The following is a 25,922-nucleotide window of genomic DNA, read 5'->3' on the forward strand; positions in this document are numbered from 1 at the left end:
CGGCTCGGCAAGCCCCATCGTAGCGAAGGCTGCCGCGGCGTAGCCCGAAGGGCGAAGCCGGGCTCTCTCGGCAGATCAGAAAGCTTCGCCTGGCGTCACCCACGCTATGTTGTTTGCCCGGACACCGCTACTTTTGTGCGTTGGAGAAAGCGGTTTCGAGCACTTCGCCAATCGGCTGCCAGGTGCGGCCGTCGAATTGAATGAGTCGCAGGTGTTTGATCGGTCGAAAATTCCCGGGTCCAGTGCTGATTTTGACCCCAGGTAGCAACATCGAGCCTTGGTAGTCTTTGAGGGCCGCTGCCTGCTTCATGACGTTCTCGCGAGATAGGTCGTCGCCGCATTGTTTGAGCACTTGGGCCAATGTCTCGGCTGCGGCGTAGCCGAAGACGGCGGCGTTGTCGTCCTTGCCTCCGGCCCGATTGTATTTCTCGACAAATGCCTGCCAGTCCTTGCTGGTTTGTTCGTCCTTCCAGGCCGGGTCATTTGCATCCTTCAGGAAGGCGGCCGTAATAGCGCTCAAGGCGTTGTCGGTGGGCTGCGCCGTCGCGATCGATGAAGCCATATGGTTCAAGATGAACACCGGATGCCAATTGAGATCCGCCGCTATTCGGACGGCTTTCGCTGCGTTTGCAGGCACCCCTGCAAATACAAAAATTTCAGCTCCTGATCGCTTCAAGATCGATATGTGCGTGTCCAGATGCTGATCTGCGATATCGTAGGCGATGTCGACCCTGATCATCCGGGCGACGTCGCCGAGTCCGTCTTCCAAGCCCTTGAACAGTTCTCGACCGAAATGATCGTTCTGCCAGAGAGCAACGATCCTTTTTCCGGGGTAGAACGCCTGTATGTAGTTGGCGTAGATGCGCCCCTCTTCCCGAATGGAGGGCTGCCAGCCCATTGTCCACGGAAACAACGACGGATCGCTCAGATGATCGTCTCCGGAGGCGACAAAGAGTTGAGGAACTTGCCTTTCGTTCAAGTACGCGCGAACGGCAAAATTCCCCGGCGTTCCGAACGATCCGAACATCAGGAGGACGTCGTCCTTCTCGATGAGATCGCGCGTGAGGCTTAGAGCCGTCGATGGATCGGATTTGTCATCATATGAGATGAAGCGCACCTTGCGGCCGTTGATCCCGCCACGCTCGTTGATCATCTCGAAATACGCCGCTTCGGCTTTTCCAATCGCTCCGAAGACCTGCAAGCTGCCGCTATAGGGCATAACGTTCCCGATGCGAATTTCAGTGTCGGTCACGCCCGGATCGCGTACTCGCTCGGTGATCGCGCTCAATGATGTAAGCGCCAAGATGAGCGCCAGGACAAAAGCGATCAGTGTTCGGGCCCTGGTTTGCATCGGATGAACTCCGTTACAAGAATGCAGCCAGATTTCGAGACCTATGTGAGGCGCGTAGCCTGTTCTAGATCAAGCGCCGAGAGATTGGCGGCAACATGATCGTCATTTTCTTTGACAAAAATGGATGAGCCAAAAATGGATGAGCCTATGTCCTCGACCGGCTCATACCGAAAACGGCGGTAGCCAGTAGCAGGCAAGCGCAAGTTCCCGCAAAACGCGATGCAACAAGCGTACGCTGTCGATCGGTTGTGTCAACGGATTCGCTTTTGTTCCCTTGGAGGCAACCAAGCCACTCCCATGAACTGTTCCGCGCCCGCCGCGAGCAGGCGGCGAGGAGCGCATCGTCGCCTTGGGAAGCCTCAACCCTGATCGCCTTCCTGAGCGGTTTCCGGCAACGCTTCTCCGGGCAGGTAAAGCCTGATCGGTCGAATCTCGTAGACGGCCGTCGGATTGACGCGGCGCAGGTCGCGCGCAACATCGAGCGCGGCGTCCGCGTTGTCGCAGTTCACCACATACAATCCCAATAGCTGCTCCTTGGTCTCGGCAAACGGCCCGTCGATGACCATGCCGGCGCCCGGTCCGCGTAGGGTGCGGGCTTCCGCGGTCGCCCCGAGCCGCGCCGCCGGTCCGAGCAGTTTCTTCGCGTTAAGCCGGTCGTGCACCGCCAGGAGGTTGGTCATCAGTGCCGCATCCTCTTCTGGCTTCCAGGACATCACCTCGGCTTCGACGTGATAGGCGAGAATGGCATAGAGCATCGGATTCTCCTTGATGGGCTGGCCGGGCTGGCTGCCCCTTAAAGGACGATTCGGCCCGGATCATCCCGACATATCGACCGCGACGAAACATTCCGGAAACACGATATATCGGATTGCCCTTGAACGCGGCCCGGCAGGCTCTCGACTGATGAGCAGAACGCGAGCCAACGCGCCATTCAAGGAGACGGTTATGCGACGCCAGCCAGCCACGATCATCTGCGATGCTACGAGATTGCGCGCACCGTCGCCGGCGTCGTCGCAGGCAGGCGATTGGCACGACGTCACCGGCCACCACCGCTACTACGGCAGTTCCGCCGTCAACGGCGGCGAGCGTATTGCCGAAGACCGCCGCGGCCGGCGCCCTCGCTTCGTCAATCTCTGTGGATTTTGATCGCACACCAAAGCTGCCGGCACATGACCGTGACCAGCCTCAGGCACCAACCATAAAGCCAAACAAAAGGCGCGGCGGGATGGCTCCCGTCGCGCCCCAATTGTTGTGCTCGCTGGTCCAGGGCTGAGAGCGCCCCGATGCCAGGCTATAAATAGAGCCTAGCGGGCGATCCCAGCGAGGTGACAGCGCTTGGTATAAGACACTGGATCACCTCCTTTCGTTGTTGATGGAAACATCAATATAGGCGGCGAATCAGCCCCTGTTAAGGGCTCGGACCGTTCCATGGGCCGCCACAGGATGTTCTGATCGGGCCACCTGCGGCGGGTTGAGGCCGCCTGCACGGCGTGTTAGTTCAACGCCAGCGCGGGTGTAGCTCAATGGTAGAGCAGCAGCCTTCCAAGCTGAATACGAGGGTTCGATTCCCTTCACCCGCTCCATCGTTCAAAATTTATTCAAGATTTCGCTGATATCGTGTCGCAATGTGATACGCCGTAGGCACCTGCGGTTGCGTACACGAACACGTTCCGATTGCGGGGCGACGCGTTAGCGTCGATTTCGTGCATTTCTGAGGGCGAAAATACGCGCTTGCTAACCATGCCTTACGGAACGCCTGGACTTGCCACAAAATCAATCCGATTGAGACACAATGTCGGCGAGTAGGGTTGAAACGGTGCCCGCTCGCATCACGCGCGTTTAGTAATGGGCTCACAGGGGGGCTGCAATGCGGGCTAAGATCGATCCTCGTTGGCTAAAAGAGCAATTGTTCCGGTCTCGGGCCGGAACGGCCATGCGCCGGCTTTGCACCGCGCCGCGACGCGGCGCTGTGACGGCGCTGGTGCTCGCCGCGATGGCCGGCTCGGCGATCAGCGATCAGGTGTACGCGGCGCCTCCGGGCAGCAACGAAATCCGGATTGGCAACACGGCCCCCTATACCGGTCCGGCCTCCGCCTACGGCGTCATCGCCAAGGTCATCGCGGCCTATCTGGACAAGGTCAACGCCGAAGGTGGCATCAACGGCCGCAAGGTCAATATGATCACCTATGACGACGCCTACGAGCCCACCAAAACCATGGAAATGACCCGCAAGCTTGTCGAGGAGGACCAGGTTCTCTTCACCTTGGGGACCATCGGTACGAACACGAACGCGACGATCCAGCCTTATTTGAACTCAAAAAAGGTCCCGCAGCTTTTTGCCTTGTCGGGCGCGGCGGCCTGGGACCAGCCGCGCGATTTTCCGTGGACCATGGGCTTCCTGCCGACCTACACGGCTGAAGCTCAAATCTTTGCGCAGTATATCCTGGAGAACCATCCCCGCAGCAGGATCGCCGTCCTCTATCAGGAGGATGGGATGGGCAAGGAATACCTGAAGGGCCTGAAGGACGGCCTGGGCGGCAAGATTGCGATCGTGGCCGAGGCCCCATACAAGGTGACGGACACCAATATCGATGCGCAGATGGCCAAGCTGAAGGCCTCGGGCGCCGACGTCTTCATTGAGTTCACCACGCCGAAATTCGCGATCATGGCGATCCGGCGAAGCGCCGAGCTCGGCTGGAGGCCGAACCATTTCGTCGCGTCGATCGCCAACTCCTACTCGGCCGTGATTCAGCCGGCGGGCGCGCAAAATGCGGAAGGCATTTTGTCGGCGGCATACCGCCTGGAGGGCGAAGACTCGGCGGCGGCCGGCGATGCGGCGTTCCGCGAATGGAGCGCCTTCATGCAGCGCTATGTGCCGAGCGTGAGCAAGGCCAACGGCCAGGCCGTTCTCGGTTATCTCGTCAGCAAGACGCTGCACGAGGTCCTGAAGAACTGCGGCGACGACCTGTCGCGTGAAAACATCATGAAGCAGGCCCGCTCGATCAAGGGTATTCAGCTTCCCATGATGGTGCAGGGCATCCTGCTCAACACCAGCGCCGCCGATCATGCGCCGATCGAGCAGATGCGGATGATGCGCTTCACGAACGGCCAATGGCAGCACTTCGGCCCGGTGCGAAGCGGCATCGATCCTGGCGCCGTCAGCGATTCCTTCAAGACGATCTTCAAGTACGGCACCGCCACAAAGCGCGATCTGGCCAACCAGCTCAACGCCAATACCGTGAGCCTGATGACGGGCTCGTTCGGCTCCACCTATGCGCAGGTCGGCGCGGATCTCGCTTCCGTGCTCGACAGCGGCACCAATTTGCGGATCTTGCCCGTGATGGGCCGCGGGTCTGTTCAGGCGGTGGCCGACATTCTGCTCTTGAGGGGCGTGGACGCCGGCATCGTGCGCAAGGACACGCTGTCCTATCTCGACCGCAAGGACTTCGCAAAGGACATCCGCAACCAGTTTGTCTACGTCGCCAAGATGTTCAATGAAGAGATGCACGTCCTGGCGCCGAGGACGATCACCAGCATGAGGGAGCTCGACGGCAAGACCGTGGTGGTCGATTTGCCCGACAGTTCCACCTTCGTGACCGCGATCAACGTGTTCGACCGGCTCGGGATCAGGCCGCACCTGATCTATCAGGAGCCCCGGCTGGCGGTGGACATGCTGCGCAAGGGCGAGATCGACGCCATCGTGGCGATCGAGGGCAAGCCGTTGCAATGGCTGAACCAGGTCAACGATCGCAACCTGCATCTGGTCCCGGTCGACTACGCCAAGCCTCTCCAGGAGGAATATCTGCCTTCCAAGCTTTCGTCGGCGGACTACCCGGGCCTCGTGGCGGAGGGCGGCTCGATCGAGACGATCGCGGCCGAGGCGGTGCTGGCGTCGTATAACTGGGCGCCGAACAGCGACCGCTACCGCCGGCTGGCGCTCCTGGTGGACACTATGTTCGACAAGGTCGCGCAGTTGCAGCGCCCGCCGTTCCATCCGAAGTGGAAGGAAATGGCGCTGCGTGCGACGGTATCGGGATGGACGCGCTTCAAGGCGGCACAGGAATGGCTCGACCGCAACATGCCGCCCCCTCCGGGCTTATCGGCAGCATCGGGCGCCGTTCTGCCCGCCGCCGCGCCGGTGGCCGCGCCCGCCGCTACCGCGTTCTCGCCACAGGAGCGCGATCCGCTGTATCGCGAATTCCTGGAGTGGCGCGCCAGCCGCGCCAAGGCCGGCCCCCGGCAGTGACGGCAACCACGGTTTGACGATAGGACGGCCCGCTTCGGCGGGCCGTTGCTTTTTCGGCAAATGCCCGGGCCGTTCCATTTGGCGGAACGCACCATCCGCTTCACTTCGAGACCTCCGGCCTGTTCGCGGCGCCTTGTGTCGGCGGGCGGCGAACGGATGGCGTCATGCCGGTAATGCAGGGCTCAGCCACATAAAATAGTGTATCGGCAAGCTTCGCAGCGGCAGGCGCGGCGACCGCGCCACAGAATCAAGATTTCGGAGGAAGTTTCATGTCGGCTCTGCCACTTTCGGGCATCAAGATTCTCGACCTGACGCGGGTGCTCGCGGGCCCGCTGTCGGCGCAGATGCTCGCCGACCTAGGCGCCGAAGTGATCAAGATCGAACGTCCCGGCGGCGGCGACGACGCCCGCGCCTTTGGCCCGCCTTACCTGAAAGACCCCGAGGGCAAGAACAACAACAACAACTCGTTCTACCTCTGCGCCAACCGCAACAAGAAATCCGTCACCGTCAATATCGCGACGGCGGAAGGGCAGGACATTGTCCGCGAGCTCGCCAAAAGCTGCGACGTGATGATGGAGAACTACAAGGTCGGCGATCTCAAGCGCTACCGGCTGGATTACGGATCGATCAAGGCGATCAACCCCGGCATCATCTATTGCTCGGTAACCGGCTTCGGCCAGACCGGGCCTTATGCGCCGCGCGCCGGCTATGACGCGATCCTGCAGGCGATGGGCGGCTTGATGAGCGTCACCGGCCACATCGACGGCGAACCGGGCGCGGGGCCGATGAAGGTCGGCCCCTCCATCGTCGACTACATGACCGGCATGAACTCCTCGATCGGCATTCTGGCCGCGCTCTATCACCGCAAGGCCAATGGCGGGGAGGGGCAGCACGTCGACGTCTGCCTGTTCGACACCGTGATCGCCGCGCTGTCGCATTACGCGCAGATCTTTCTCGTCAACGGCCAGACGCCGCCGCGGCGCGGCACCTGGGGCAATGGCGGCATGCCGGCCGGTGTGTTCCGCTGCACCGACGGCGAACTGATGCTGGTGGTCGGCAATGACGGCCAATTCCAGCGCACCTGCGCCGTGCTCGGCGCGCCGGAGCTCGCGACCGATCCGCGCTTCGTCAAGAACAACGACCGCGTCGTTCACGGCAAGGAGATCATGGCGATCTTCGCCGGGCTGTTCCTGAAGGAGCCCGTCGCTCATTGGCTGGAAGAGTTGGAGAAGGCCGGCGTCCCCTCAGGTCCGATCAACGATTTCTCGCAGGTGTTCGCCGATCCGCATGTCCGCTCGCGCGGCATGCAAGTCAAGGTCGACCACCCCTTGGAGCACGACCTTTCGCTGATCCGCAATGCCATCACCTTCTCCGGCACCCCGGTTAAGGAGTATCGCGCGCCGCCGCTGCTCGGCGCGGATACCAAGGACGTGCTGGCGACGATCGGCTACGACGATGCCAAGGTCGAAGCGCTGAAGGCGCAGAAGATCGTCTGATCCGGAAAGCCGGCGCGGGCTTGCAAGGCCGCGCCGGTTCTCATTTGGCGACACGACAAAGCACAGACAGTCAGCGCAAGCCCTGACGGTTGATCAGGATCCGATGGATCTGGATGAACGCGGGCAGCTCCATCAGAAACTCGGGATCGCGATCGAGATGGTGCACCTTGGTCGGCTCGCCCTTGGTGAAGGCGGTCATGGACTCAAGGTCGCTCCAGTAGGAGATGGTTGTGAACCAGCTCTCCTGTTCACGGTCCTGAAGAGCTGAACGCCGAGCGCCGTCTTCTCCAGCGGCGGGATGCCTTCAGTTCTAATATAAGCTTCATAGCTGTCAGCGATTTCAGGCCGCGTGCGGCCGCGCCAGATGCGGGCAATCGTCGGCTCGGTCGGCATCGATTCCTCCGTTCTGTGTGTTCCTCGACCCTCGACCAGAGTGTCGACTTGCGTTGATGCACTTTTGCGAGGGCTGACCCACAACGGCATTGCCGGCCTGCGCGTTCCCCGGCGAAGATGGAAGCGCTGTTGTGATGAGGTCCGCGTCGAACGATCTCATCCTGTCTTTGCGAAGTAGAAATTGTCGCGCGCGGTCGCCGCGCCACGGGATGATTGGAACTCCGAAGATCGCTCGATCGAGCATGACCATTATCCCATAAATGGTCACGATTGGGTCAATGACTGATCACACTCGGCCAATAGCAGCAAATCAGATCAATCGCGAATGGTCCTTCAGCACATCGTCATCAGTCATCACCCTGCGAGGACATCGTCATGGCGCAGCCGAGTACCTATGAGCAGTATTTGCTTGAACTGATCAATGCCGAGCGTGCCAAGGTGGGCGCTCAGCCGCTTGCCTTCGATGGCGATCTCAACGAGGCCAGTGAAGGCCACAGCCAATGGATGATCGGAACAGACACCTTCTCGCACACAGGCTCAGGCGGGTCGAGTGCGGGTCAGCGCATGACTGCCGCGGGCTATGCGTTCACGGGGTTCCTGGAGCTGGGGTGAGAACATCGCGTGGGCAACGACGCGATCGCCCGCCGGGCTGCAGGACGAGGTGCTGCTGCTGCACACAAACCTGATGAATTCGTCGGGTCATCGGGCCAACATCCTCAATGACAATTATCGCGAAGTCGGGCTTGGCTTCGAGGCAGGCGATTACGGCGGCCGCGATAGCGCGTTCGTTACCGAAGATTTCGCGCGTTCCGGCTCGGGCGTGTTCCTCACCGGCGTGGCGTTCGACGATAAGGATGGCGACCGCTTCTACGATGTGGGCGAGGAACTCGGCGGTCTGACGCTAACCGCCGTGAGCAGCACCGGCGCGACCTACACCACGACCACATACGGCTCCGGCGGCTATGATCTCGTGCTGCCGCCGGCGACCTACACGGTCACGTTCTCAGGGGCGGGTATTCAAGCCACCACCATGCAGACGACGATCGGCAGCAAGAATGTCAAGCTCGACCTGATCGATCCCGCCACAAGCGGCGGCTCCCAGCCGCCGCCTTCCGAGCCACCTCCGCCTTCGTCGAACGTGATCGCCGGCACGGCATCAGGCGAGACCCTCAATGGTACGGCCGGCGCCGACACGATGCAGGGCCTCGGCGGCGACGACCGGCTCTACGGGCAGAACGGCAATGACCGGCGCGAGGGCGGCTCCGGGAGAGACTACCTGTACGGCAGCACGGGAGACGACACGCTGCTCGGCGGCGACGGAAACGATCGTCTCTATGGCGGAGCCGGCCGCGATGTCCTGACTGGCGGCGCGAACCAGGACAGCTTCGTTTTCGATACTAGTCTCGGTGCTTCGAACGTCGACAAGATCACGGACTTCTCGGCCGTGGACGACACGGTCCGGCTGGACAACGCGGTATTCACGGCGTTCGGATGGAACGGCACGATGTCCTCTTCGACGTTCCATATCGGCGCGGCCGCCCATGATTCGACCGACCGGATTATCTACAACAGTGACACCGGCGCGCTTAGCTACGATCCGGACGGGACAGGTTCGGCGGCCGCAGTCCAGTTCGCGGAGCTCTCGACCAAGCTGGCGCTGACCAGTCAGGATTTCCTGATCGTCTGATCCGGAACGCCCAGAAAACGGACTATCTGCGCATAGCGCTCGATGTCCGCTTCGGCTTGATGTCCTGCACGACCGGCGCGACCGATTGTGCGAACAGTTTCGCCACCGGGCTGAGCGAGCGATCCTTCAGCGCGATCAGGCCGATCGCGCCGTGTGTGGTTGGCAAGCGCACGTCGACCGCAGTCAGTTGCGGATGTTCGTTCGGTGTCGTCAACATCGCCCGGGGATGAATGCCGAGGAAATTGCCGTTGCCCACCAGCACGCTCAGCGAATACGTGCACGACGTCGTCACCGTCGCACGGGGAAAGGCCAGGCCTTGCGCTTCGAATGCGCTGCGCATGATTCCGGTGAGGAAGCCGGTTGGGGGAGGGAGCACCCACGGCTCGCCGACGAGTTCGGCCAGGGACACGTTGCGGCGTCGGGCCCACTTGCTGTGCTTGCTGCAGAGGACCACCAGTTCGTCGCGAAACAACGTCTCGACGCTTAGATCATCGTTGCCGGCCATCGACGCGAGCCGGCTGATGACGATCTCCACATCGCGCTGGCGCAACTGGCGGAGCAGCACGTCAGTCGGGCCCACAGTCAGATCAAACCGCATTCGCGGATAGCGCGGCACCAGGCGATTGAATACGGCCGAAGCCACCGCCGACATCGGCGGTGTCGTGCCGATCCGCAACTCGCCGACCTCGGGGTCGGCGAGGGAAGCGATCTCGCTGATGCCGTGCCGTAACTCGTTGAACACGATGGCGCTGCGCTCCAGCAGGGCCCGTCCATAGACCGTCGGTGTGACGCCCTGCGACGAACGCTCGAGCAGCGGCACGCCCACGGCATGCTCCAACTCTGAAATCGCATAGGAAACGGCGGGCTGGGTTATGGCCAGATGAGCCGCCGCTTTGGCCATGCTGCCGGTTTGGGCCGCAGTTTGAAGCACATGAAGATCGCGAAGCTTGATGCGTCCGTCGAGAGCAGGGCCTCGGTCCATGTAAGCCTCCATCAATGGATTTTATCGCCATATAAAGAAAACAAGACTTCCTTTATGGATCATCAAGGCAGAGGGTCGAGTGGTCAAGATCATAACGACCGTCTGCCAGCGAGGGCGTCCATGCGCATGATCCGAGTTGCATTGGCAATGATGCTCGGCCTGATGGCTGATCATGCCGGGGCCGAGACGGGCGAATCCCCGATCCGGATTGTGCTGCCGTTTCCGGCCGGCGGTGTCGGCGATACGGCTTTGCGGATGATCGCTGAGTCGATGCGCGTGCAGCTCAATCGGACGGTCATCGTCGAGAGCAGGCCTGGCGCGGCGGGACGCCTCGGCATCCAGTCGGTGAAGGGCGCGCCGGCTGACGGTACGGTCCTGCTGTTCACGCCGATCGCGCCGATGGTGCTTTTCCCACACGTCTACGACAATTTGGCCTACGATCCAGTCCGGGACTTCCAGCCGATCTCGCAGGTGGGGACCTTCGACCTTGGCGTCGCGGTGGGCGCGAACGTGCCCGCCAAGAACCTGAAGGAGTTGGTTGACTGGTTGAAGAGTCATCCCGATCAGGCGGCCTATGGAACGCCGGCAGCAGGATCACTGCCGCACTTCTTTGCGGTGCTCTTTGCGCGCCAAGCCAATCTCGAACTTCGTCACGTCGCCTACAAGGGCAATCCGCAAGCCATTACCGATCTGATCGGTGGTCACCTGCCGCTGTTCTTCACCTCGACGCAGGATCTGGTCGAGGCTCACAAGGCCGGACGCATCCGCGTGCTTGCGACGTCGGGCCGGGCGCGATCACCGGTGCTGCCGGAAGTGCCGACGTTTACCGAAGGCGGCTACGGCATTCGCGGCGAGGGCTGGTACGGCATCTACGCGCCTGCCGCAACACCGGCCGCGCTGATCACGCAATTGAACCGGGCCGTGCGCCATGCGGTAGGCACTCCAGAGTTCGGCGAGCGCCTGACAGCCTTGGGCGTTCAACCGACCGGCACTTCTGCTGAGGAATTTTCAAGGATTCAGAAATCCGACTCCGAACTATGGGGACCGGTGGTGAAGGCATCCGGCTTCAAGCCTGAATAGCTTCGTAGGTTGGCAAAGGAGCGTGAGCGACGTGCCTACCATCTATCATCAAGTGCGCTTCTTGTGGTGGGCACGCTGTCGCTTTGCCGACTCTGCGGTTCTCGTGTCCCGGACGCAGTGCAGCGTTCTTAACGCTGCACTGCAGAGCCGGGACCCATGGACCCCGGATCAGCAGCGCATCACTTCGTGCTGCGTAGCATCCGGGGAACGCAATCACCTACGGACTGCGAACTGATTTGCCTCCTGTGCAAGCGCAATTTCATGCTGCGGCCTGCGACAAGCTGGCACGACGGGCAAATCAGCAAGAACCTGTCCAGCCCTTCGCGCAAAAATATTCTGCTTTCGTTCTCACGCAAATCACCGGCATAACTCCGCCTGTCTCACGCAGATGAGGGGCGCTCGCGATCGTCACGAACGTGCGGTGAGATGCGATGGACGCAGATGGCGCGCTAGACGTACGCGCCGGATGCGTACGGCGAAGTCGTGTGGTCCGGACGCCGCGGTGCTGGCGTTAAGCTGTGTGAAAGCGCAGCGACGGTGGCAAAAGAGCCGTTCACCGGGGAGAGCACGAAGTAAGCCGTAAAGCCATTGCGCAGGGAAGGCCGGAATGCTCCCGCTGCCCTGTATGCTCGTGTGCAGTTTTGTTTGCGCAAATCGCACGCGAGACCGCGGGTGCAGCAAGCACCCGGTCTTCCCTGCGCCCTCTGATTGGAGGGCGGGAGGTTCTCCAGCAAACCTCGGACAGTTCATGTCGCGGGATCGCGAACGCATACTCGGTTGTCGTCACCCGCGAAGGCGGGTGATCCAGTATTCCAGAGACATCAATGATTGAACCGATAGGCCGCGGCGTACTGGATCCCCGCCTGCGCGGGGATGACGGTAGTGTGTTGCATCGCTACCTCCGCGTCATTGCGAGCGAAGCGAAGCAATCCACCTCTCCACTTGCGGCGCTATGGATTGCTTCGCTGCGCTCGCAATGACGTGGAGAGAGCCGTGCTACGAGAATTTAGCGCGTGACGATTCCAATTCACAAGTCCTGCCGGGTCAGCCTCCCGTGCGGTACCACCGGCAGCGTGGGTGCTCTCTTCGCCGGCGTCTCGCCGCCCGTCAGCGCCATCACCGAGACCGCGACCACGCGGTTAACGATGGCATCCACGTCGTTGAGGTCGCATTGTCCTTCCGACAATCTGGTGAGCCGCTCTTTTTCCCGGATGGTGTGATGCGACATCGCCAGCGCGAAATGCAGGCCCCAATAGAGTTCGGCGTCGTCGCGGCCGGGCATCGCGCGGCGCATCGCGGCGATGAATTTTCGCAAATGATCGACCTCGCGGTTCTTGATGCGGCGGATCGGCGGCACCGACTCGATCGAGGCGCGGATCATGAAGCGCGCTGCGGTCGAGCCTTCGCGGTCGGGACCGAGACAGCCGCGCAGGGTAGGGCCCACCAGTGCATGCAAGATGGCGTCGATCGGGGCACGGCCGCCGCCTTTTTCTTCCGCAAGCTTCAGCTCGTTGAGCCGCTCGCGGTTGGTGGCGAGGCTGCGGGTGACGAACAGCTCCGCGATCAGCTCGTCCTTGGAGCCGAAATGATAGTTCACCGCGGCGAGATTGACGTTCGCTTCGGCGACAATGTCGCGCAGCGTCACGTCGCCGAAGCCGCGATCGGCATAAAGCCGTTCGGCGGCGGCAAGGATGGCAGACCGGGTCCTATCGCTCGACATATCTGGTACCCGCCAGGGGAGTTGCAATTCAAACAGTTGTATGAAACTATCGTTTGAAGAGCCGGAAATGTCAATCCGTCGCCTCATTGCGTAGCGCAAAATACCTTGCGGCGAATGGGAGGCGGGCGGACAGTACGGCCCAACGAATTCAGAAGCCCAGAGCCGAGGAGCGTCCCATGAACTTCGATATGTCCGAGAAGCAGAAGGAATGGCTGGACCGCGTGCGCGCATTCATGGCCACCCATGTTCGTCCCGCGGTGCCGATCTACGAGCAGCAGGATGCGGAGGGGCCGCGCTGGAAGGTGATCCCGATCCTCGAGGAACTGAAGAAGAAGGCGAAGGCCGAGGGCCTCTGGAACATGTTCATGCCGCCGAACGCGCATGAGGATGATGAATTCCGCGGCGCGGGATTGACCAACCTCGAATATGCGCTGCTGTCGGAAGAGATGGGCCGCATCTCCTGGGCCTCAGAGGTGTTCAATTGCTCCGCCCCCGATACCGGCAACATGGAAGTGTTCATCCGCTACGGCACCAAGGAGCAAAAGCGGAAGTGGCTCCGGCCGCTGATGGACGGCGAGATTCGCTCCGCCTTCCTGATGACCGAACCAGCGGTGGCTTCGTCGGACGCGACCAACATTGAGACGCGCATCGAAAAGGATGGCGATCACTACGTCATCAACGGCCGCAAATGGTGGTCGTCGGGTGTCGGCGATCCCCGCTGCAAGATCGCGATCCTGATGGGCAAAACCGATCCGAAGGCGGCGAAGCACCAGCAGCAGTCGCAGATCCTGGTGCCGCTGGACACGCCCGGCATCAAGGTGGAGAAGATGCTGCCGGTGTTCGGGTTTGACGATGCGCCGCACGGTCACGCCCAGGTGCTGCTGGAAAACGTTCGCGTGCCGAAGGAAAACATCCTGCTCGGCGAAGGCCGCGGCTTCGAGATCGCGCAGGGTCGCCTCGGCCCGGGCCGTATCCATCACTGCATGCGCACCATCGGCAAGGCCGAGGAGGCGCTGGAGAAGATGGTGAAGCGGCTGGCCTCGCGCACCGCGTTCGGCAAGAAGATCATCGAGCACTCGGTGTGGGAACAGCGCATCGGCGAAGCGCGCGCCGACATCGAGATGAATCGCTTGCTGTGCCTCAAAGCCGCCGACATGATGGACAAGGTCGGCAACAAGACCGCGCAGGCCGAGATCGCGATGATCAAGGTCACAGCTCCGAATATGGCGCTGAGGATCATCGACAACGCCATCCAGGCTTACGGCGGTGGCGGCGTCTCCGACGATGCCGGCCTGGCGCGGGATTATGCGCATATCCGTACGCTTCGTCTGGCCGACGGTCCGGACGAGGTGCATAACCGCGCCATTGCCAGACTTGAACTTCGGAAGTATGCAAACGCTACGCACTAACTAATAGAGGGAGCGAACGCAGCGCTCTCTCAACCGTCATTCCGGGGCGATGCGCAGCATCGAACCCGGAATCTCGAGGTTCCGGGTCTGGTCCTTCGGACCATCCCGGAACGACGGATAAGAAACTTAAGGGGAGCGTCATCGTGGCGGACGGCGTCAGGAAAGACGAAGAGTTTTCGGGCACCAAGGCAGTCGAGGAGCGCCATCGCATTGATGAGGCGAGCCTCGATCGCTGGATGCGCAAGCATGTCGAGGGCTATCAGGGGCCGCTGACAGTCCGGCAGTTCAAGGGCGGCCAGTCCAATCCGACCTACAAGCTCGAGACACCCGCTCGCTCCTATGTGATGCGCCGCAAGCCGTTCGGCAAATTGCTGCCGTCGGCGCATGCGGTCGACCGCGAGTTCCGCGTGATCGCAGCCCTCGGCAAACAGAGCTTTCCGGTTGCCAAGGCCTATGCGCTGTGCACCGACGACGCCGTGATCGGCGCGGTCTTCTATATCATGTCGATGGAAGAAGGCCGGGTGTTCTGGGATCCGACGCTGCCGAGCCAGACGCCGGACGCGCGGCGCCAGATCTTCACCAGCAAGATCGAGACGCTGGCGAAACTCCATGTCTTCAATCCGGAAGCGATCGGGCTCGGCGATTTCGGCAAGCCCGGCAACTATTTTGCGCGCCAGATCGACCGCTGGACCAAACAGTACCGCGCCTCCGAGACGCAGCACATTCCGGAATTCGAGAAGGTGGCCGAATGGCTGCCGCGAACCGTTCCGGAGCAGAAGCGCGTCTCGATCGTCCACGGCGACTACCGTCTCGACAACATGATTTTCCACGCGACGGAACCGCGCGTACAGGCGGTGCTGGATTGGGAATTGTCGACGCTCGGCGATCCCATGGCCGACTTCACCTATCTGTTGATGCAGTGGACCATGCCGGGTCTGGCCAATGTCGATCTCAAGGCGCTGAATATTCCGAGCGTGGAAGAGGCCGCGCAGATCTACTGCAACGTCACCGGCATGGAAGTGCCCGACCTCAACTGGTACTTCGCCTACAACATGTTCCGCCTGGCGGGCATCACGCAGGGTATCGCCGGACGTATTCGCGACGGCACCGCCGCCAACGCCAAGGCGTTGGAGTCGGCGGCGCGCACCGTGCCGCTGTCGAAGTCTTCCTGGGAATATGCTCAGAAGGCCGGCGCGACTTAATCCTACTGCGTCATAGCTGCTCAAAAACCCTCATCCTGAGGAGCCCGCAGAGCGGGCGTCTCGAAGGATGTAGGCCACAGATGGGGCCTCATGGTTCGAGACGCGCTTCGCGCTCCTCACCATGAGGAAATCCAGTTGGCACTCTCTCCGAATATTCGCGGCAGCCTGCTGATGGCGGTGTCCATGGCGGCGTTCACCATGAACGACTCCATCACCAAGGCGGTGTCGTCAGAGATGAACTTTGGCCAGGTGATGCTGGTGCGCGGGCTGTTCGCGATCGTGCTGGTCGCGGCGTTCGCCTGGTATCAGGGTGCGTTGCGTCCGCTGCGCACGCTGATGCAAAAGCCGGTGGCGCTGCGGGTGTTCGGCGAAATCGGCGGCTCGATATCGTTCATGGCGGCGCTCGCGCACTTGCCGCTCGCCAATACCTCGGCGATCTTTCAGGCCTTGCCGCTGGCGATTACGCTCGGCGCCGCCGTGTTATTCGGCGAGCCGGTCGGATGGCGGCGCTGGTCGGCGATCGTGGCCGGCTTCATCGGCGTACTTATCATCGTGCGGCCGGGGCTGGCGGGCTTCAGCCAGTATTCGGTGTTCGCGCTGGTGTCGGTCGCGTTCTGCGCGCTGCGCGATCTCGCAACCCGGCGGATACCCGCCAAGATCCCGTCGCTGTTCATCACCTTGCTGACGACAATGACCGTAACCGCCGCCGGCGGCGTCATCCTCGTTCCGCTCGGGGGCTGGACGCCGCCGTCGACAGGCGCGCTTGGCCTGCAGGCGCTGGCCGCCGTGCTGCTGCTGATCGGCTATCAATGCATCATCACCGCGTTGCGCACTGGCGACATCTCGGCGGTGGCGCCGTTCCGTTATTCCGCGCTGCTGTGGGCGATGCTGCTCGGCTATCTCGTGTTCGGCGACGTGCCCGATGCGATGATGGTGCTGGGCGCATCCGTCATCGTGCTGTCCGGCCTCTATGCCTTCTACCGCGAGCGCATTCGTCACCGCGCGCTGGCGGCGGAATCATCGGGCTTTCCGCCGGATGGGTTGTGATCGTTCGCCGCCGAAAGATTAGGAGCTTACTTGCGACTTCCGCCTGGAAAATCAGTCTCGTGTCCCGGACGCGGTGCGGCACAAAGTGACGCGCCGCAGAGCCGGGACCCAACTTCCCGTTCCGTGCAAGCAATGGGCCCCGGCTCTGCAGCGCAACGCCATAGCGCGTCGAAGACGCGCGTGAACGCACTTGTGGCGCTGCGCTGCGTCCGGTGCACGCGATCACGGCTAAATCGGCTTCCCCGTATACGGCATCGAGGCAGTCAGGCCGCCGTCGACCGGGATCGCTTGACCGTTGACATAGGAAGCGTCGTCGCTGGCGAGGAACAGGCCCATCGCGGCAAGTTCGTGCGGCTGGCCGGCGCGCTTCAGGGGATTGAGCTGGCCGATCTTGTCGGAGGTGCCGCGCTCCTTGGCGCGGTCGAACACCGGCTTGGTCATGCCGGTTTCGATCAGGCCCGGGCACACCGCATTGATACGCACGCCGGTGCCGGACAGCGAGTAAGCAGTGGTTTGCACCAGGCTGATGACGCCGGCCTTGCTCGCACCATAGGGGTGTCCGCTGGCGCCGGCCTTCAGGCCCGCCACCGAAGCGGTGCAGACGATCGAGCCGGACTTCTGTCGGATCATGTGCGGCATCGAATGCTTGATCGCGAGGAACGGTCCGATCAAATTGATGCGCAAAACTTCCTGCCAGTGCTCGACTGTCTGCTCGGCCAGCGGCACCAGTCCGCCGCTGACGCCGGCATTGGCCCAGATCGCATCGAGGCTACCGTATTTCGCGACCGCCTTGTCGATGAAGGCCTTCACGTCGGCTTCCGAACCCGCATCCGCCATCACGGCCTCGACGGTGCCGCCGGCATCGCTGACGAGCCTGGCGGTATCCCTCACGCCCTCGGTCTTATCGACGATGACGAGCTTCGCCCCTTCCTTGGAGAACAGCACCGATGCTGCGCGCCCGATGCCGCTGCCCGCGCCGGTGATGATGACGGATTTGCCTTCGAGGCGGCCCATGAGTTTCTCCCTACCGTGTTGCGTGTGTCGGCGTCTGCCGCCTTGCGGAATTCAAACAAGATTTCAAACGTCTGAGGCACTTGAGACGATGTATGCTCTGACGTACAGCGACAACGAACAGTATTGAAGGGCTTTGGCGATGTCCAATACAGACAAACCGCTGACGATCACGACACGATGGTGGTGGGTTCGCCATGCGCCCGTCCGCGAAGATGGCGGCTGCATTTACGGACAGAAGGATCTCGGCTGCGACTGCAGCGATCGCATCGTATTCGAGGCGGTCGGAAAAATCCTGCCGCGTAACGCAATCTGGTATGCAAGCAATCTGAAGCGCACGCATCAGACCGCGAGCGCGATCTGGTCCGCGGGATTCCCGAAGCCTTCGGAGATGCCGTACGTGAATGCATTCGCCGAGCAGCATCTCGGTGAGTGGCAGGGCCTCAACCGCGCGGCGTTCCTCGCCAGCCGCCCGGTCGGCAGTCACTGGTTTGCGGAGATCGACGAGGTCCCGCCCGGCGGCGAGAGTTTCATGGACCTGTACAATCGCACATGCGGCGCGATCGAACGCATCAATGCCGAACAGGCGGGCAGGGACATCGTCGTGGTTGCGCATGGCGGCACGATCAGGGCCGCTATCGGCCTCGCGCTCGGCGGTCAGCCCGAAAAGAGCATGGCCTTCGATATCGATAATTGTTCGGTGACACGGCTCGATCATATCTCGAGTGCCAATTACGGCGGCTGGCGGCTCCCGATGGTCAACCAGCAGCCCTGGATCGCTGATGCTTCGCACAATGCCATGCATCAGCCGGCGGGACCGGAGGTCGAGCCACCGGAGACGAAACTTGGCTGAGCCTTAAGTTGTCGAGAACCGCAAAGGCTGCTTAGTTCGAATTCAAGACCAAACCGGCATCGCGCTGGATCAACATCGGGGAGAGAGACATGAGCTTGTTCGATATGACCGGGAAAGTCGCCGTCATCACCGGCTCCACGCGCGGCATCGGCCGTGCCATCGCCGAGCGCATGGCCGAACACGGCGCCAAGGTGGTGATCTCCTCGCGCAAGCAGGATGTCTGCGACCAGGTCGCCAAGGAGATCAACGAAAAGTTCGGTGAGGGAACGGCGGTTGCGATCGCTGCGAACATTTCCAGCAAGGAAAACCTGCAAAACCTAGTCGACGAGTCCAACCGCGCCTTCGGCAAGATCGACGTGCTGGTCTGCAACGCAGCGTCCAATCCCTATTACGGTTCGCTCGCCGGCATTTCCGATGACCAGTTCCGCAAGATCCTGGACAACAACATCGTCGCCAACAACTGGCTGATCAACATGGTGGTGCCGCAGATGATCGAGCGCAAGGACGGCTCGATCGTGATCGTGTCGTCGATCGGCGGCCTGAAGGGTTCGACCGTGCTCGGCGCCTACGCGATCTCGAAGGCGGCCGACATGCAGCTCGCGCGTAACCTCGCCTGCGAATACGGCAAGCACAATATTCGCGTGAACTGCATCGCGCCCGGTCTGATCAAGACCGATTTCGCCAAGGCGCTGTGGGACAATCCGGAGACGCTGAAGGCATCGACGGCGCGCTCGCCGCTCTTGCGCATTGGCGTGCCGGACGAGATAGCGGGCGCCGCGGTGCTGATGGGATCGAAGGCTGGCGACTTCATGACCGGTCAGACCATCGTGATCGACGGCGGCGCGACGATCAGTTGACTATTGGCCTGTCATTCCGGGGCGCGCGCCAGCGCGAACCCGGAATCTCGAGATTCCGGGTTCAGCCCTAACGGGCTGCCCCGGAATGACGCTGCGTCTTATTCCACCGCCGCGTAAACCAGATCCCGCAGCATGTTGCGGATATATTCGCGCTGTCCGGGGCCCTGCATCATGAACACTGTGAATAGCTCCTCGGCCGGATCGATGAAGAAAAACGTGCCGGCCATGCCGCTCCAGAAGAACTGGCCGAGCGAGCCCGGGAAGGGCGCGATGCCTCGGTGAGTGCGGACCGCGAAGCCGAGGCCAAAACCGTGACCGGGCGGCATCAGCGGCGAGTCGACCTTCACACCGGCGCTGAGATGATCTGAAGCCATCAGCTCGAGCGTTTTGCGGCCGATGATCCTGTTGCCGTCGAGCGAGCCGCCGTTGAGCAGCATCTGGCAGAACCGCGCATAATCCATGGTGGTTGAGACTAGCCCGCCGCCGCCGGATTCCATCGCAGGCTTCTCCAGCATGTTGAAGAGCTGCACCTTGTCGCCATTCCAGGGATCGGTCGCAAACGGTTCTGCGAGTCGGCCGGCATTCGCTTCAGCAGTGTGGAACGCGGTCTCCGTCATCTGTAACGGCGCCAGGATGCGTTCGGTCAGGAAGGCGCTGAGCGACTTGCCGGAGACGACCTCGATGATGCGGCCGAGCACGTCGGTCGAGCGGCTGTAGTTCCATTCCGCGCCCGGCTGACAGATCAGCGGCATACCGGCGATCATGGTCGCGTGCTCGGCGTTGGTGATCTTGCGGCTGCGCAGCCGCGACTGCTGGTAGAGCTGCTGGACGAGGCCGTTGCCGGTGTGGTCGTAAGTAAGGCCGGACGTGTGCCGCAGCAGGTCCTGAACGGTCATCTGCCGCTTCACAGGCACGAGGTCGAGCTTGCCGTTGCTCTCGACGCCGACCTTCTGGTCGGCAAATTCCGGAATGAATTTTGCGACGGGATCGCCCAGGATGAAGTGGCCGCCCTCGACCAGCATCATGATGCCGACGGAAACGATCGGCTTGGTCATCGAGAAGATGCGGAAGATGCTGTCATGCGCCATCGGCGCGCTGGCCGCCGGGCTCTGGCGGCCGATCGCATCGAACCAGCCGATCTGACCGCGCCGCGCCACCATGACCGTGGCCCCAGGGAGGGTTCCCTTGTCGACCTCGCATTTGAAGGCATCAGACATCCGCTGCAGGCGGAGGGGCGAGAGCCCGATGGTTTCCGGCCTGGCGTCGGGGAGAGAAGGGGTCTGGGGGCCGGATGTCTGCCGGGCGGCGGTCTGGGCGTTCATGGTGTCTCCCGTTGCTCTTGTTTGTTGTGCCGAGAACAAAGTTTGGCTCAGAAGCCCTGCTTTGGGTAGGGCGCAAGCCGCTTCGCCCCTTGCAATCGGGGCATGGCCTATGCTTGAAACGGCGCGAAGCGGCCGCACACGCCGCTTCCCTGCAGGAGTGTAGCTCAATTGGTAGAGCACCGGTCTCCAAAACCGGGGGTCGCAGGTTCGAGCCCTGCCACTCCTGCCAATGATATCAATGACTTAGGGCTAATCGCCGACCTGATTGTTCGGTTTTGCTAACGGATTTGCTAACACGCGGGGCTGCCTGCCGCACGATCAACCAGCGCCAAGAAATCCAGCCGCCAAGCCCGCAATGGTATCGGACAGCTTTTCGTCAGCCTGCTTCAACCTTTTCCGCTTGGTGTAAGTCCGCAGAAGTATGGCGGGGTCGTCCCCGATCCGTTGGGCGACAGTATGTACAGGTATCCCAGCATCGAGGAGGGCGGTGGAATGGATGCCGCGCAAATCATGGAACCGGGTTTTGCCAAAGCCGAGCAGCTTGGCCTGCTCCGCAAAATCCCTTGAGAAATTGCGCGGATGGCGCGGCGTGGTGAATGACACGGAGAGTGCCGGAAACATCAGCGCGCCGTCGGGCAGCCGGATCAGGGACAGATCAACGTCGGCACCGTCAGGGATGCCAGCGCAGAGGCGCTGATGCCGTTCTTTCGCCTCAAGCAAGATCGCAATTGTTCTATCATCCAGATCAATGGTCCTAAACCCGCGTTTCGTTTTCGGCGGCTTGATCCTGATCCCGAATTTTTTCGTCTGCTCCAAAGCCCTTTCGATCCGCAGCGTCTTTTTGTCGGCATCAAGGTCGGACCAGCGCAAGGCCAACAGTTCATTCCGCCGTGCGCCGCTAGCGGCTGCCAGCGCGACAACAGGGAAGATGCTGGATAGCTTGAACCCTGCGATCAATGCTGCCAATTCGGTTTCCGTCAAGCCCTCTCCGATCTCGTCGGTTTCCTGGTCGTGATCGAAGTGATCCGGCGCTGGGACTTGCTCGACCCGCAGCATCGGATTGGCGGATATTAGACCCTTGCGGTGGGCGGTCGCCAAGCAGGCACCGAGAACAGTGTGAACATGATGCTGCGTCCGAGGTGATATGAGTCTGGCTTCCGCCATGCTGGCGTAGAGCGCGTCGACTTGTGGGGCCCGCAATTTCTGGAGTAATCGATTGCCCAATACCGGCTTAACGTGCGTCCGCAGCAATTGCCCATAGCGCTCTAACGTCCGCTGGCTGACTTTCTTGCGCCTCCGCCCCGGTGCCCCGGCCTCAACCCACTGGTCGATCCATTGGCCGACTGTCAGCTTGGAAGTCTCGACATATTCTCCTGCCCCCATTTCGGTGATCAGCCGGGCACATTCGATCTCTGCTTCGCGCTTAGTGCCACGAAATGTGTGCCATTTCTGCCGCCGCTTCCCGGTCGCCGGGTCTTTGCCGAGATCGAGGATGATCGAATAGCTGCCGGGGGAGCGCTGCGTGATGCTGCCCTTCATGGCTTTCTTTCCTTTGCTTGCCGATTTGGTAGTGGCCGCGAACCCAAGCGTTCGAGTGTCTTGCCCCATGCTTCGCGGCTAGCGAGGGCGTCAGCTATTGATTGATCATCGCTCCCACGAGCACGAGGCGGGTTTATGCCGCCCAAGCCCGCGAACATCTGCGCCAGTTCTGCCGGTGATTTGCCGTCGAGTGAGCCGGTCGGCCTGCCACGGCCGTTCCGCAAGACGAGGTCGCGATAAGATCGGATCAGTTCCGCCACCGTCAAGCTGAAAAGCTGGAAGGTGTTTTCGTCATCAATCCATCTCTGGCCGGTGAATTGCTCGATGTGCCAAAGCGCCTTGGCCATGCTGTCGGCGATGTCAAAAACGTCCTGGCCCCATTGCTCGACCAGATAGTCCTGTCTGTTCAACGAATGCTCCATCCGAACCTCCACCTCGGCGGCGAGTGATCGGCCTGAGCGTTGGGCCGCATTCTCCATGCGATCCCGCAATTCTTGTGTTGTCCGCATATTGAGCGGATGCCGCTTACCAGAGGTTTTCTTCCGCTTGCTGGTGCTACCGACGGTTCGCGGCATCAGGTGTCCTTTTCCGAAATCTGCGTCAACTATTACGCATTGGCCTTGACAGTCAAGCTGGGTTGTGGCGGGTTAAGCCTAATACTCATTTGCGTAATAGATTACGCAAAGATGGAGATTGGTCATGACTAATGCCAACTGGAGCGGCCCGGACAACGGCCAAGCCACCCTGACCATTACGGTGCCCGAGGCGGGGAGGATGGTCGGGCTTTCGAGGAACGCGAGTTATGCCGCCGCTCAAAGGGGCGAAATCCCAGTTCTGAGATTTGGGGCGCTTCTGAGGGTTCCGGTGGCCGCGTGGCTGCGAAAAATCGAGCAACCCGAAACCATTGCCGAAGGGCCCGCCAAAGTGGCCCCGATCAAGATGGGCAAGCGCAAATAAAAAAGCCGCCGGGCGAGGCTGTCGATGCGTTCGCCCCAAGCGGCTTGGAAAGTTTTCAAATGTGCCGCGTCATTTTAGGGTCGCCACTCGAAATCCGCAATGGGCCGAGGCAGCCGCGATGACAAGCGCCGCAGCCATCGCCCAAACCCTCGGCGGAGCACGGCGCGAAGGCACCGTTTGGCGCTGCCTCTGTCCCGCTCACGGCGGCCGTTCGCTAGTCCTTCGCGACGGTCATGACGCGCTGCTGGTAAAATGCTGGGGCGGCTGCGCAACCGAGGATGTTTTCGCCCATCTACGTCATCGAGGGCTGACCGACAGGTACGATCAACCTTCACGGCACGTATCGCGAGCGCCGCCGCCCAAGCAGATTGCCGCCGACGACGCAGTGACGCAGCTTCGCACGGCGCGCTTTCTGTTTGGGCTTGGGCGGGCGGTAGACCAATCGCCCGCCGCAACGAGATATATTCGGGAAGCCCGCGCCTATGCCGGGCCGATCCCGCCGACGATCCGCTACCTGCCTGCGTGCAGCGACTACAAGCACGCCATTGTTTGCGCTTACGGCATCCCCGCCGAAATCGAACCCGGCGTTTTGCGCCTGGCCGACGAAGCCGTTGCCGGTGTTCACCTGATCAAACTCAATGCTGATGGCGGCGACCGTCATCGCCCTAGCGCAGATGATGGCGATCCGGCCAAGATCACCATCGGGCGCTGCCTCGGGACGCCGATGATCTGCGCACCATTTGCCGAGTGCAGCAATGCACTGGCGATCTGCGAAGGCGTCGAGGACGCGTTGTCGGTGCACGCCGCGATGGGGATCGGTGCTTGGGCCGCAGGCGGTGCAACGCGCATGCCCGCGCTGGCCGAGAGCGTCCCTGCCCATGTCGATTGCGTTTCAATCTGCGTCGATGACAATAAGGCCGGACGAGAAAATTCAGCAAGGCTCGCCGAACGGCTGCAAGGGCGTGACATCGAGGTCCGGCTAATTCCGCCGTTCGAAATCGGGAGTGGTGCCCGATGACCGCCGACATCAACTACAGCATGAAACAGCGCGGGAAAGCCGCGACACTTGAAGATATCGACAAGGTAAAGCCGGAGCCGCCGCGCACAAACGGCAGTGATCCCGGCGAAAAGCAAATGCGCGAGCCTCCGGTCCCGTGGTGGCGTGACCCGGCGACAATTCCGAAGCGGCACAGCCTCTACGAGGGTCACTACATTCGCGGTGCAATCGGGGCGACCATTGGTGCTGGCGGTCGCGCCAAAACCACGCGCGCCGTCTACGAAGCCGTTTGTATGGCCGTCGGCTTCGACATCGCGACCAAGGTTGTCTCGCCGGAAGGGAAGCTGCGGGTTTGGTTCTGCAATGGCGAGGAAGATCAGAACGAACTCGACCGGCGCGTCGCCGCTACATGCCAGCACTATTGCATCACGCGGACGGACCTGGCCGACCGCCTCTATGTCCAATCTGTCCGCGATAAACCCCTGCGGATCGCCACGCTGATCGCAGGTAGGCCGGTGATTGATCAGGCTGCCCTCAACTACATGGAGCACTTCATCCGCCAGAATGGCATCGACGTTTTCATGATCGACCCGCTGATCTCTTTTCATAGCGTGATCGAGAATGACAACGCTCACATGGACGTTGTGATTAAGGAAGGCTTCGGCTCAATCGCCGGGCGGACCAACTCAGCAGGTGAGGTCTTTCACCATCCCGGTAAACCGAAATCGGGGCAGCCCGATACGACCGTTGAAGATATGCGCGGTGCGTCTTCCGTACTTTGGGCGGTGCGCTCGGCGCGGGTGCTCAACCTCATGACGCGAGACGAGGCCGTAAAGCTCGGACTGTCGGACGACGAGCGCCGCCTGCACATTCGCATTACCAACGGGAAGGCCAATATGGGGCCTCTCGGCAAGTCAAAATGGATGCGTCTCGTGGTCGAAAATCTGGTCAATGGAGATCGGATAGCGTGCGCCAGTCCGTGGGAGCCGCCCGACCCCTTCAAATATCTCACCAAAACGGACATGGAACTGGCGCGAACACTGGCGCGGACTGGCGCATATCGCGCCGACCGGCGGTCGCCGGAGTGGTTCGGCTATGCGCTCGCCAAGCAACTCGGTCTGACGGTAGCGCATGAGGGCCACACGGACCCGAAAGACCTCGCAAGCCTCCAAGCGATCATCAAGAAATGGCTGGAAAATAGGGTCTTGGACATCGAGAAGCGCAGGGACGAGGACCGTAAGGATCGCAGCTTCATTATTCCTGGCCCGTTCAAGCCGGAAGCGCCCGCAGTATCGGCATTGGCTTGTCCCGATGACGAATAGCCGCCAGCTTCTCAACTGGCGCATTACTGGCGCACGACTGGCGCAGCCATCGGGCGTAAAGGGCCGAGATTTGCGCCAGTGCGCCAGTTGCGCCAGTCCCTTTAGGGACTGGCAACTGGCACTGACGCAAAGCGGCCCCCAACATGACCGCGCCGGTCTTAGCGGCCGATGGCTCGGTTCTCCTGCTTTCCCATCGCTCTGCGTATCTTTTAGCCGTTCGGCGGCTGTTTCGTCGCGCGTATCAACCGAAGTCGCTCGCGTTCGAGATCGAGCGCGCGTTCATGAACGCACCGGCCCGCCCCCGCATCGACGAGCACGGCATCGAAGGAAGGAAGGTAGGCAGGGGGAGGGAGAGGCCCCTCCGTCATCCCGAGACGAAATAGCCCCCTCTCCCCCGAGGGGAGGAGGGGGCGGTCTCCGGAGCGCCATGTCATCCGCGCTGGCGAGTCAT

At 61.6% G+C, this 25,922-nt stretch carries 22 protein-coding genes, 2 tRNA genes and 1 pseudogene; 16 read left to right on the forward strand and 9 right to left on the reverse strand.

What is annotated here, in order from left to right:
* Positions 1-127: 127 nt before the first annotated feature.
* On the reverse strand, positions 128-1,351 hold the full coding sequence (locus GWE18_RS06510) for an ABC transporter substrate-binding protein (protein ID WP_275184965.1): 1,224 nt from the start codon (positions 1,349-1,351) through the stop codon (positions 128-130).
* 359 nt (positions 1,352-1,710) lie between these two features.
* A complete protein-coding gene (locus GWE18_RS06515; RefSeq protein WP_275184966.1) occupies positions 1,711-2,106 on the reverse strand; it encodes a YciI family protein in 396 nt (131 codons plus the stop codon).
* A gap of 190 nt (positions 2,107-2,296) precedes the next feature.
* Here GWE18_RS06515 and GWE18_RS06520 point away from each other — a divergent pair, with 190 nt between their 5' ends.
* The 4 genes from GWE18_RS06520 (at position 2,297) to GWE18_RS06535 (ending at position 7,093) form a co-directional block, all read left to right on the forward strand.
* Positions 2,297-2,497 carry a hypothetical protein gene (locus tag GWE18_RS06520; protein ID WP_275184967.1) on the forward strand — a complete coding sequence of 67 codons (201 nt, stop codon included), beginning with the start codon at positions 2,297-2,299 and terminating at the stop codon, positions 2,495-2,497.
* Positions 2,498-2,860: 363 nt separating this feature from the next.
* Positions 2,861-2,934 (forward strand) — tRNA-Gly (locus GWE18_RS06525).
* A gap of 350 nt (positions 2,935-3,284) precedes the next feature.
* A complete protein-coding gene (locus GWE18_RS06530) occupies positions 3,285-5,597 on the forward strand; it encodes an ABC transporter substrate-binding protein (protein ID WP_342804228.1) in 2,313 nt (770 codons plus the stop codon).
* 269 nt (positions 5,598-5,866) lie between these two features.
* Entirely contained in the window at positions 5,867-7,093 is a 1,227-nt protein-coding gene (locus GWE18_RS06535; RefSeq protein WP_275184968.1) for a CaiB/BaiF CoA-transferase family protein, read from the forward strand.
* 70 nt (positions 7,094-7,163) lie between these two features.
* Here the strand turns inward: GWE18_RS06535 and GWE18_RS06540 are convergent.
* A pseudogene (locus GWE18_RS06540) lies at positions 7,164-7,486 on the reverse strand (hypothetical protein).
* Positions 7,487-7,861: 375 nt separating this feature from the next.
* Here GWE18_RS06540 and GWE18_RS06545 point away from each other — a divergent pair.
* Together GWE18_RS06545 and GWE18_RS06550 are read left to right on the forward strand one after the other, a co-directional pair.
* Positions 7,862-8,098 carry a CAP domain-containing protein gene (locus tag GWE18_RS06545; protein WP_275184969.1) on the forward strand — a complete coding sequence of 79 codons (237 nt, stop codon included), beginning with the start codon at positions 7,862-7,864 and terminating at the stop codon, positions 8,096-8,098.
* Positions 8,067-9,173 (forward strand): hypothetical protein, encoded by a 1,107-nt coding sequence (locus GWE18_RS06550; RefSeq protein ID WP_275184970.1) that lies wholly within the window; start codon positions 8,067-8,069, stop codon positions 9,171-9,173. The genes GWE18_RS06545 and GWE18_RS06550 overlap by 32 nt, the downstream gene beginning before the upstream one ends.
* A gap of 22 nt (positions 9,174-9,195) precedes the next feature.
* On the opposite strand, the gene GWE18_RS06555 is transcribed toward GWE18_RS06550, so the two are convergent.
* Positions 9,196-10,167: a LysR family transcriptional regulator gene (locus GWE18_RS06555; RefSeq protein WP_275185163.1), complete on the reverse strand. Its 972-nt coding sequence runs from the start codon at positions 10,165-10,167 to the stop codon at positions 9,196-9,198.
* A gap of 108 nt (positions 10,168-10,275) precedes the next feature.
* Between GWE18_RS06555 and GWE18_RS06560 the strand changes: the two genes are divergently transcribed.
* Complete coding sequence (locus GWE18_RS06560; RefSeq protein WP_275184971.1) at positions 10,276-11,235, forward strand: Bug family tripartite tricarboxylate transporter substrate binding protein; 960 nt, start codon at positions 10,276-10,278, stop codon at positions 11,233-11,235.
* A gap of 1,027 nt (positions 11,236-12,262) precedes the next feature.
* Here the strand turns inward: GWE18_RS06560 and GWE18_RS06565 are convergent.
* Positions 12,263-12,955: a TetR/AcrR family transcriptional regulator gene (locus GWE18_RS06565; RefSeq protein ID WP_275184972.1), complete on the reverse strand. Its 693-nt coding sequence runs from the start codon at positions 12,953-12,955 to the stop codon at positions 12,263-12,265.
* Positions 12,956-13,131: 176 nt separating this feature from the next.
* On the opposite strand from GWE18_RS06565, the gene GWE18_RS06570 reads away from it, so the two are divergent.
* The 3 genes from GWE18_RS06570 to GWE18_RS06580 all read left to right on the forward strand — a co-directional run bounded on the left by GWE18_RS06570 (position 13,132) and on the right by GWE18_RS06580 (position 16,613).
* Positions 13,132-14,364, forward strand: coding sequence for an acyl-CoA dehydrogenase family protein (locus GWE18_RS06570; protein ID WP_275184973.1), 1,233 nt, complete (start codon positions 13,132-13,134; stop codon positions 14,362-14,364).
* A 143-nt stretch (positions 14,365-14,507) separates the two neighbouring features.
* Positions 14,508-15,566 (forward strand): phosphotransferase family protein, encoded by a 1,059-nt coding sequence (locus tag GWE18_RS06575; protein WP_275184974.1) that lies wholly within the window; start codon positions 14,508-14,510, stop codon positions 15,564-15,566.
* Between the two features lie 135 nt (positions 15,567-15,701).
* Complete coding sequence (locus GWE18_RS06580; RefSeq protein ID WP_275184975.1) at positions 15,702-16,613, forward strand: DMT family transporter; 912 nt, start codon at positions 15,702-15,704, stop codon at positions 16,611-16,613.
* A 228-nt stretch (positions 16,614-16,841) separates the two neighbouring features.
* On the opposite strand, the gene GWE18_RS06585 is transcribed toward GWE18_RS06580, so the two are convergent.
* Positions 16,842-17,627, reverse strand: coding sequence for an SDR family oxidoreductase (locus tag GWE18_RS06585; protein ID WP_275184976.1), 786 nt, complete (start codon positions 17,625-17,627; stop codon positions 16,842-16,844).
* 139 nt (positions 17,628-17,766) lie between these two features.
* Between GWE18_RS06585 and GWE18_RS06590 the strand changes: the two genes are divergently transcribed.
* A complete protein-coding gene (locus GWE18_RS06590) occupies positions 17,767-18,477 on the forward strand; it encodes a histidine phosphatase family protein (protein WP_275184977.1) in 711 nt (236 codons plus the stop codon).
* An 89-nt stretch (positions 18,478-18,566) separates the two neighbouring features.
* Complete coding sequence (locus GWE18_RS06595; RefSeq protein WP_275184978.1) at positions 18,567-19,334, forward strand: SDR family oxidoreductase; 768 nt, start codon at positions 18,567-18,569, stop codon at positions 19,332-19,334.
* A gap of 98 nt (positions 19,335-19,432) precedes the next feature.
* Here GWE18_RS06595 and GWE18_RS06600 read toward each other — a convergent pair whose 3' ends face one another.
* Positions 19,433-20,656, reverse strand: a complete 1,224-nt coding sequence (locus tag GWE18_RS06600) for a serine hydrolase domain-containing protein (protein ID WP_275184979.1) — start codon at positions 20,654-20,656, stop codon at positions 19,433-19,435.
* Between the two features lie 153 nt (positions 20,657-20,809).
* Here GWE18_RS06600 and GWE18_RS06605 point away from each other — a divergent pair.
* Positions 20,810-20,885: transfer RNA gene (locus GWE18_RS06605), tRNA-Trp, on the forward strand.
* A gap of 89 nt (positions 20,886-20,974) precedes the next feature.
* Here GWE18_RS06605 and GWE18_RS06610 read toward each other — a convergent pair.
* Entirely contained in the window at positions 20,975-22,195 is a 1,221-nt protein-coding gene (locus GWE18_RS06610; protein ID WP_275184980.1) for a tyrosine-type recombinase/integrase, read from the reverse strand.
* Entirely contained in the window at positions 22,192-22,770 is a 579-nt protein-coding gene (locus GWE18_RS06615) for a TraY domain-containing protein (protein ID WP_275184981.1), read from the reverse strand. Before GWE18_RS06615 ends, GWE18_RS06610 begins: the two co-directional genes overlap by 4 nt.
* Before the next feature lie 124 nt (positions 22,771-22,894).
* On the opposite strand from GWE18_RS06615, the gene GWE18_RS06620 reads away from it, so the two are divergent.
* The 3 genes from GWE18_RS06620 to GWE18_RS06630 all read left to right on the forward strand — a co-directional run bounded on the left by GWE18_RS06620 (position 22,895) and on the right by GWE18_RS06630 (position 25,471).
* A complete protein-coding gene (locus GWE18_RS06620; RefSeq protein WP_275184982.1) occupies positions 22,895-23,152 on the forward strand; it encodes a helix-turn-helix domain-containing protein in 258 nt (85 codons plus the stop codon).
* A 118-nt stretch (positions 23,153-23,270) separates the two neighbouring features.
* Positions 23,271-24,170, forward strand: a complete 900-nt coding sequence (locus GWE18_RS06625; RefSeq protein WP_275184983.1) for a toprim domain-containing protein — start codon at positions 23,271-23,273, stop codon at positions 24,168-24,170.
* Entirely contained in the window at positions 24,167-25,471 is a 1,305-nt protein-coding gene (locus GWE18_RS06630; RefSeq protein WP_275184984.1) for an AAA family ATPase, read from the forward strand. Before GWE18_RS06625 ends, GWE18_RS06630 begins: the two co-directional genes overlap by 4 nt.
* Positions 25,472-25,922: the final 451 nt, after the last annotated feature.

Source organism: Bradyrhizobium sp. CSA112 (assembly GCF_029051645.1).
Lineage (GTDB): Bacteria > Pseudomonadota > Alphaproteobacteria > Rhizobiales > Xanthobacteraceae > Bradyrhizobium.

Bases quoted from the DNA above. Each gene is read 5' to 3' on its own strand.
- GWE18_RS06510 (WP_275184965.1), bottom strand. From the start codon at position 1,351: ATGCAAACCAGGGCCCGAACACTGATCGCTTTTGTCCTGGCGCTCATC.
- GWE18_RS06515 (WP_275184966.1), bottom strand. From the start codon at position 2,106: ATGCTCTATGCCATTCTCGCCTATCACGTCGAAGCCGAGGTGATGTCC.
- GWE18_RS06520 (WP_275184967.1), top strand. From the start codon at position 2,297: ATGCGACGCCAGCCAGCCACGATCATCTGCGATGCTACGAGATTGCGC.
- GWE18_RS06530 (WP_342804228.1), top strand. From the start codon at position 3,285: ATGCGCCGGCTTTGCACCGCGCCGCGACGCGGCGCTGTGACGGCGCTG.
- GWE18_RS06535 (WP_275184968.1), top strand. From the start codon at position 5,867: ATGTCGGCTCTGCCACTTTCGGGCATCAAGATTCTCGACCTGACGCGG.
- GWE18_RS06545 (WP_275184969.1), top strand. From the start codon at position 7,862: ATGGCGCAGCCGAGTACCTATGAGCAGTATTTGCTTGAACTGATCAAT.
- GWE18_RS06550 (WP_275184970.1), top strand. From the start codon at position 8,067: ATGCGTTCACGGGGTTCCTGGAGCTGGGGTGAGAACATCGCGTGGGCA.
- GWE18_RS06555 (WP_275185163.1), bottom strand. From the start codon at position 10,167: ATGGAGGCTTACATGGACCGAGGCCCTGCTCTCGACGGACGCATCAAG.
- GWE18_RS06560 (WP_275184971.1), top strand. From the start codon at position 10,276: ATGCGCATGATCCGAGTTGCATTGGCAATGATGCTCGGCCTGATGGCT.
- GWE18_RS06565 (WP_275184972.1), bottom strand. From the start codon at position 12,955: ATGTCGAGCGATAGGACCCGGTCTGCCATCCTTGCCGCCGCCGAACGG.
- GWE18_RS06570 (WP_275184973.1), top strand. From the start codon at position 13,132: ATGAACTTCGATATGTCCGAGAAGCAGAAGGAATGGCTGGACCGCGTG.
- GWE18_RS06585 (WP_275184976.1), bottom strand. From the start codon at position 17,627: ATGGGCCGCCTCGAAGGCAAATCCGTCATCATCACCGGCGCGGGCAGC.
- GWE18_RS06590 (WP_275184977.1), top strand. From the start codon at position 17,767: ATGTCCAATACAGACAAACCGCTGACGATCACGACACGATGGTGGTGG.
- GWE18_RS06595 (WP_275184978.1), top strand. From the start codon at position 18,567: ATGAGCTTGTTCGATATGACCGGGAAAGTCGCCGTCATCACCGGCTCC.
- GWE18_RS06600 (WP_275184979.1), bottom strand. From the start codon at position 20,656: ATGAACGCCCAGACCGCCGCCCGGCAGACATCCGGCCCCCAGACCCCT.
- GWE18_RS06610 (WP_275184980.1), bottom strand. From the start codon at position 22,195: ATGAAGGGCAGCATCACGCAGCGCTCCCCCGGCAGCTATTCGATCATC.
- GWE18_RS06615 (WP_275184981.1), bottom strand. From the start codon at position 22,770: ATGCCGCGAACCGTCGGTAGCACCAGCAAGCGGAAGAAAACCTCTGGT.
- GWE18_RS06620 (WP_275184982.1), top strand. From the start codon at position 22,895: ATGACTAATGCCAACTGGAGCGGCCCGGACAACGGCCAAGCCACCCTG.
- GWE18_RS06625 (WP_275184983.1), top strand. From the start codon at position 23,271: ATGACAAGCGCCGCAGCCATCGCCCAAACCCTCGGCGGAGCACGGCGC.
- GWE18_RS06630 (WP_275184984.1), top strand. From the start codon at position 24,167: ATGACCGCCGACATCAACTACAGCATGAAACAGCGCGGGAAAGCCGCG.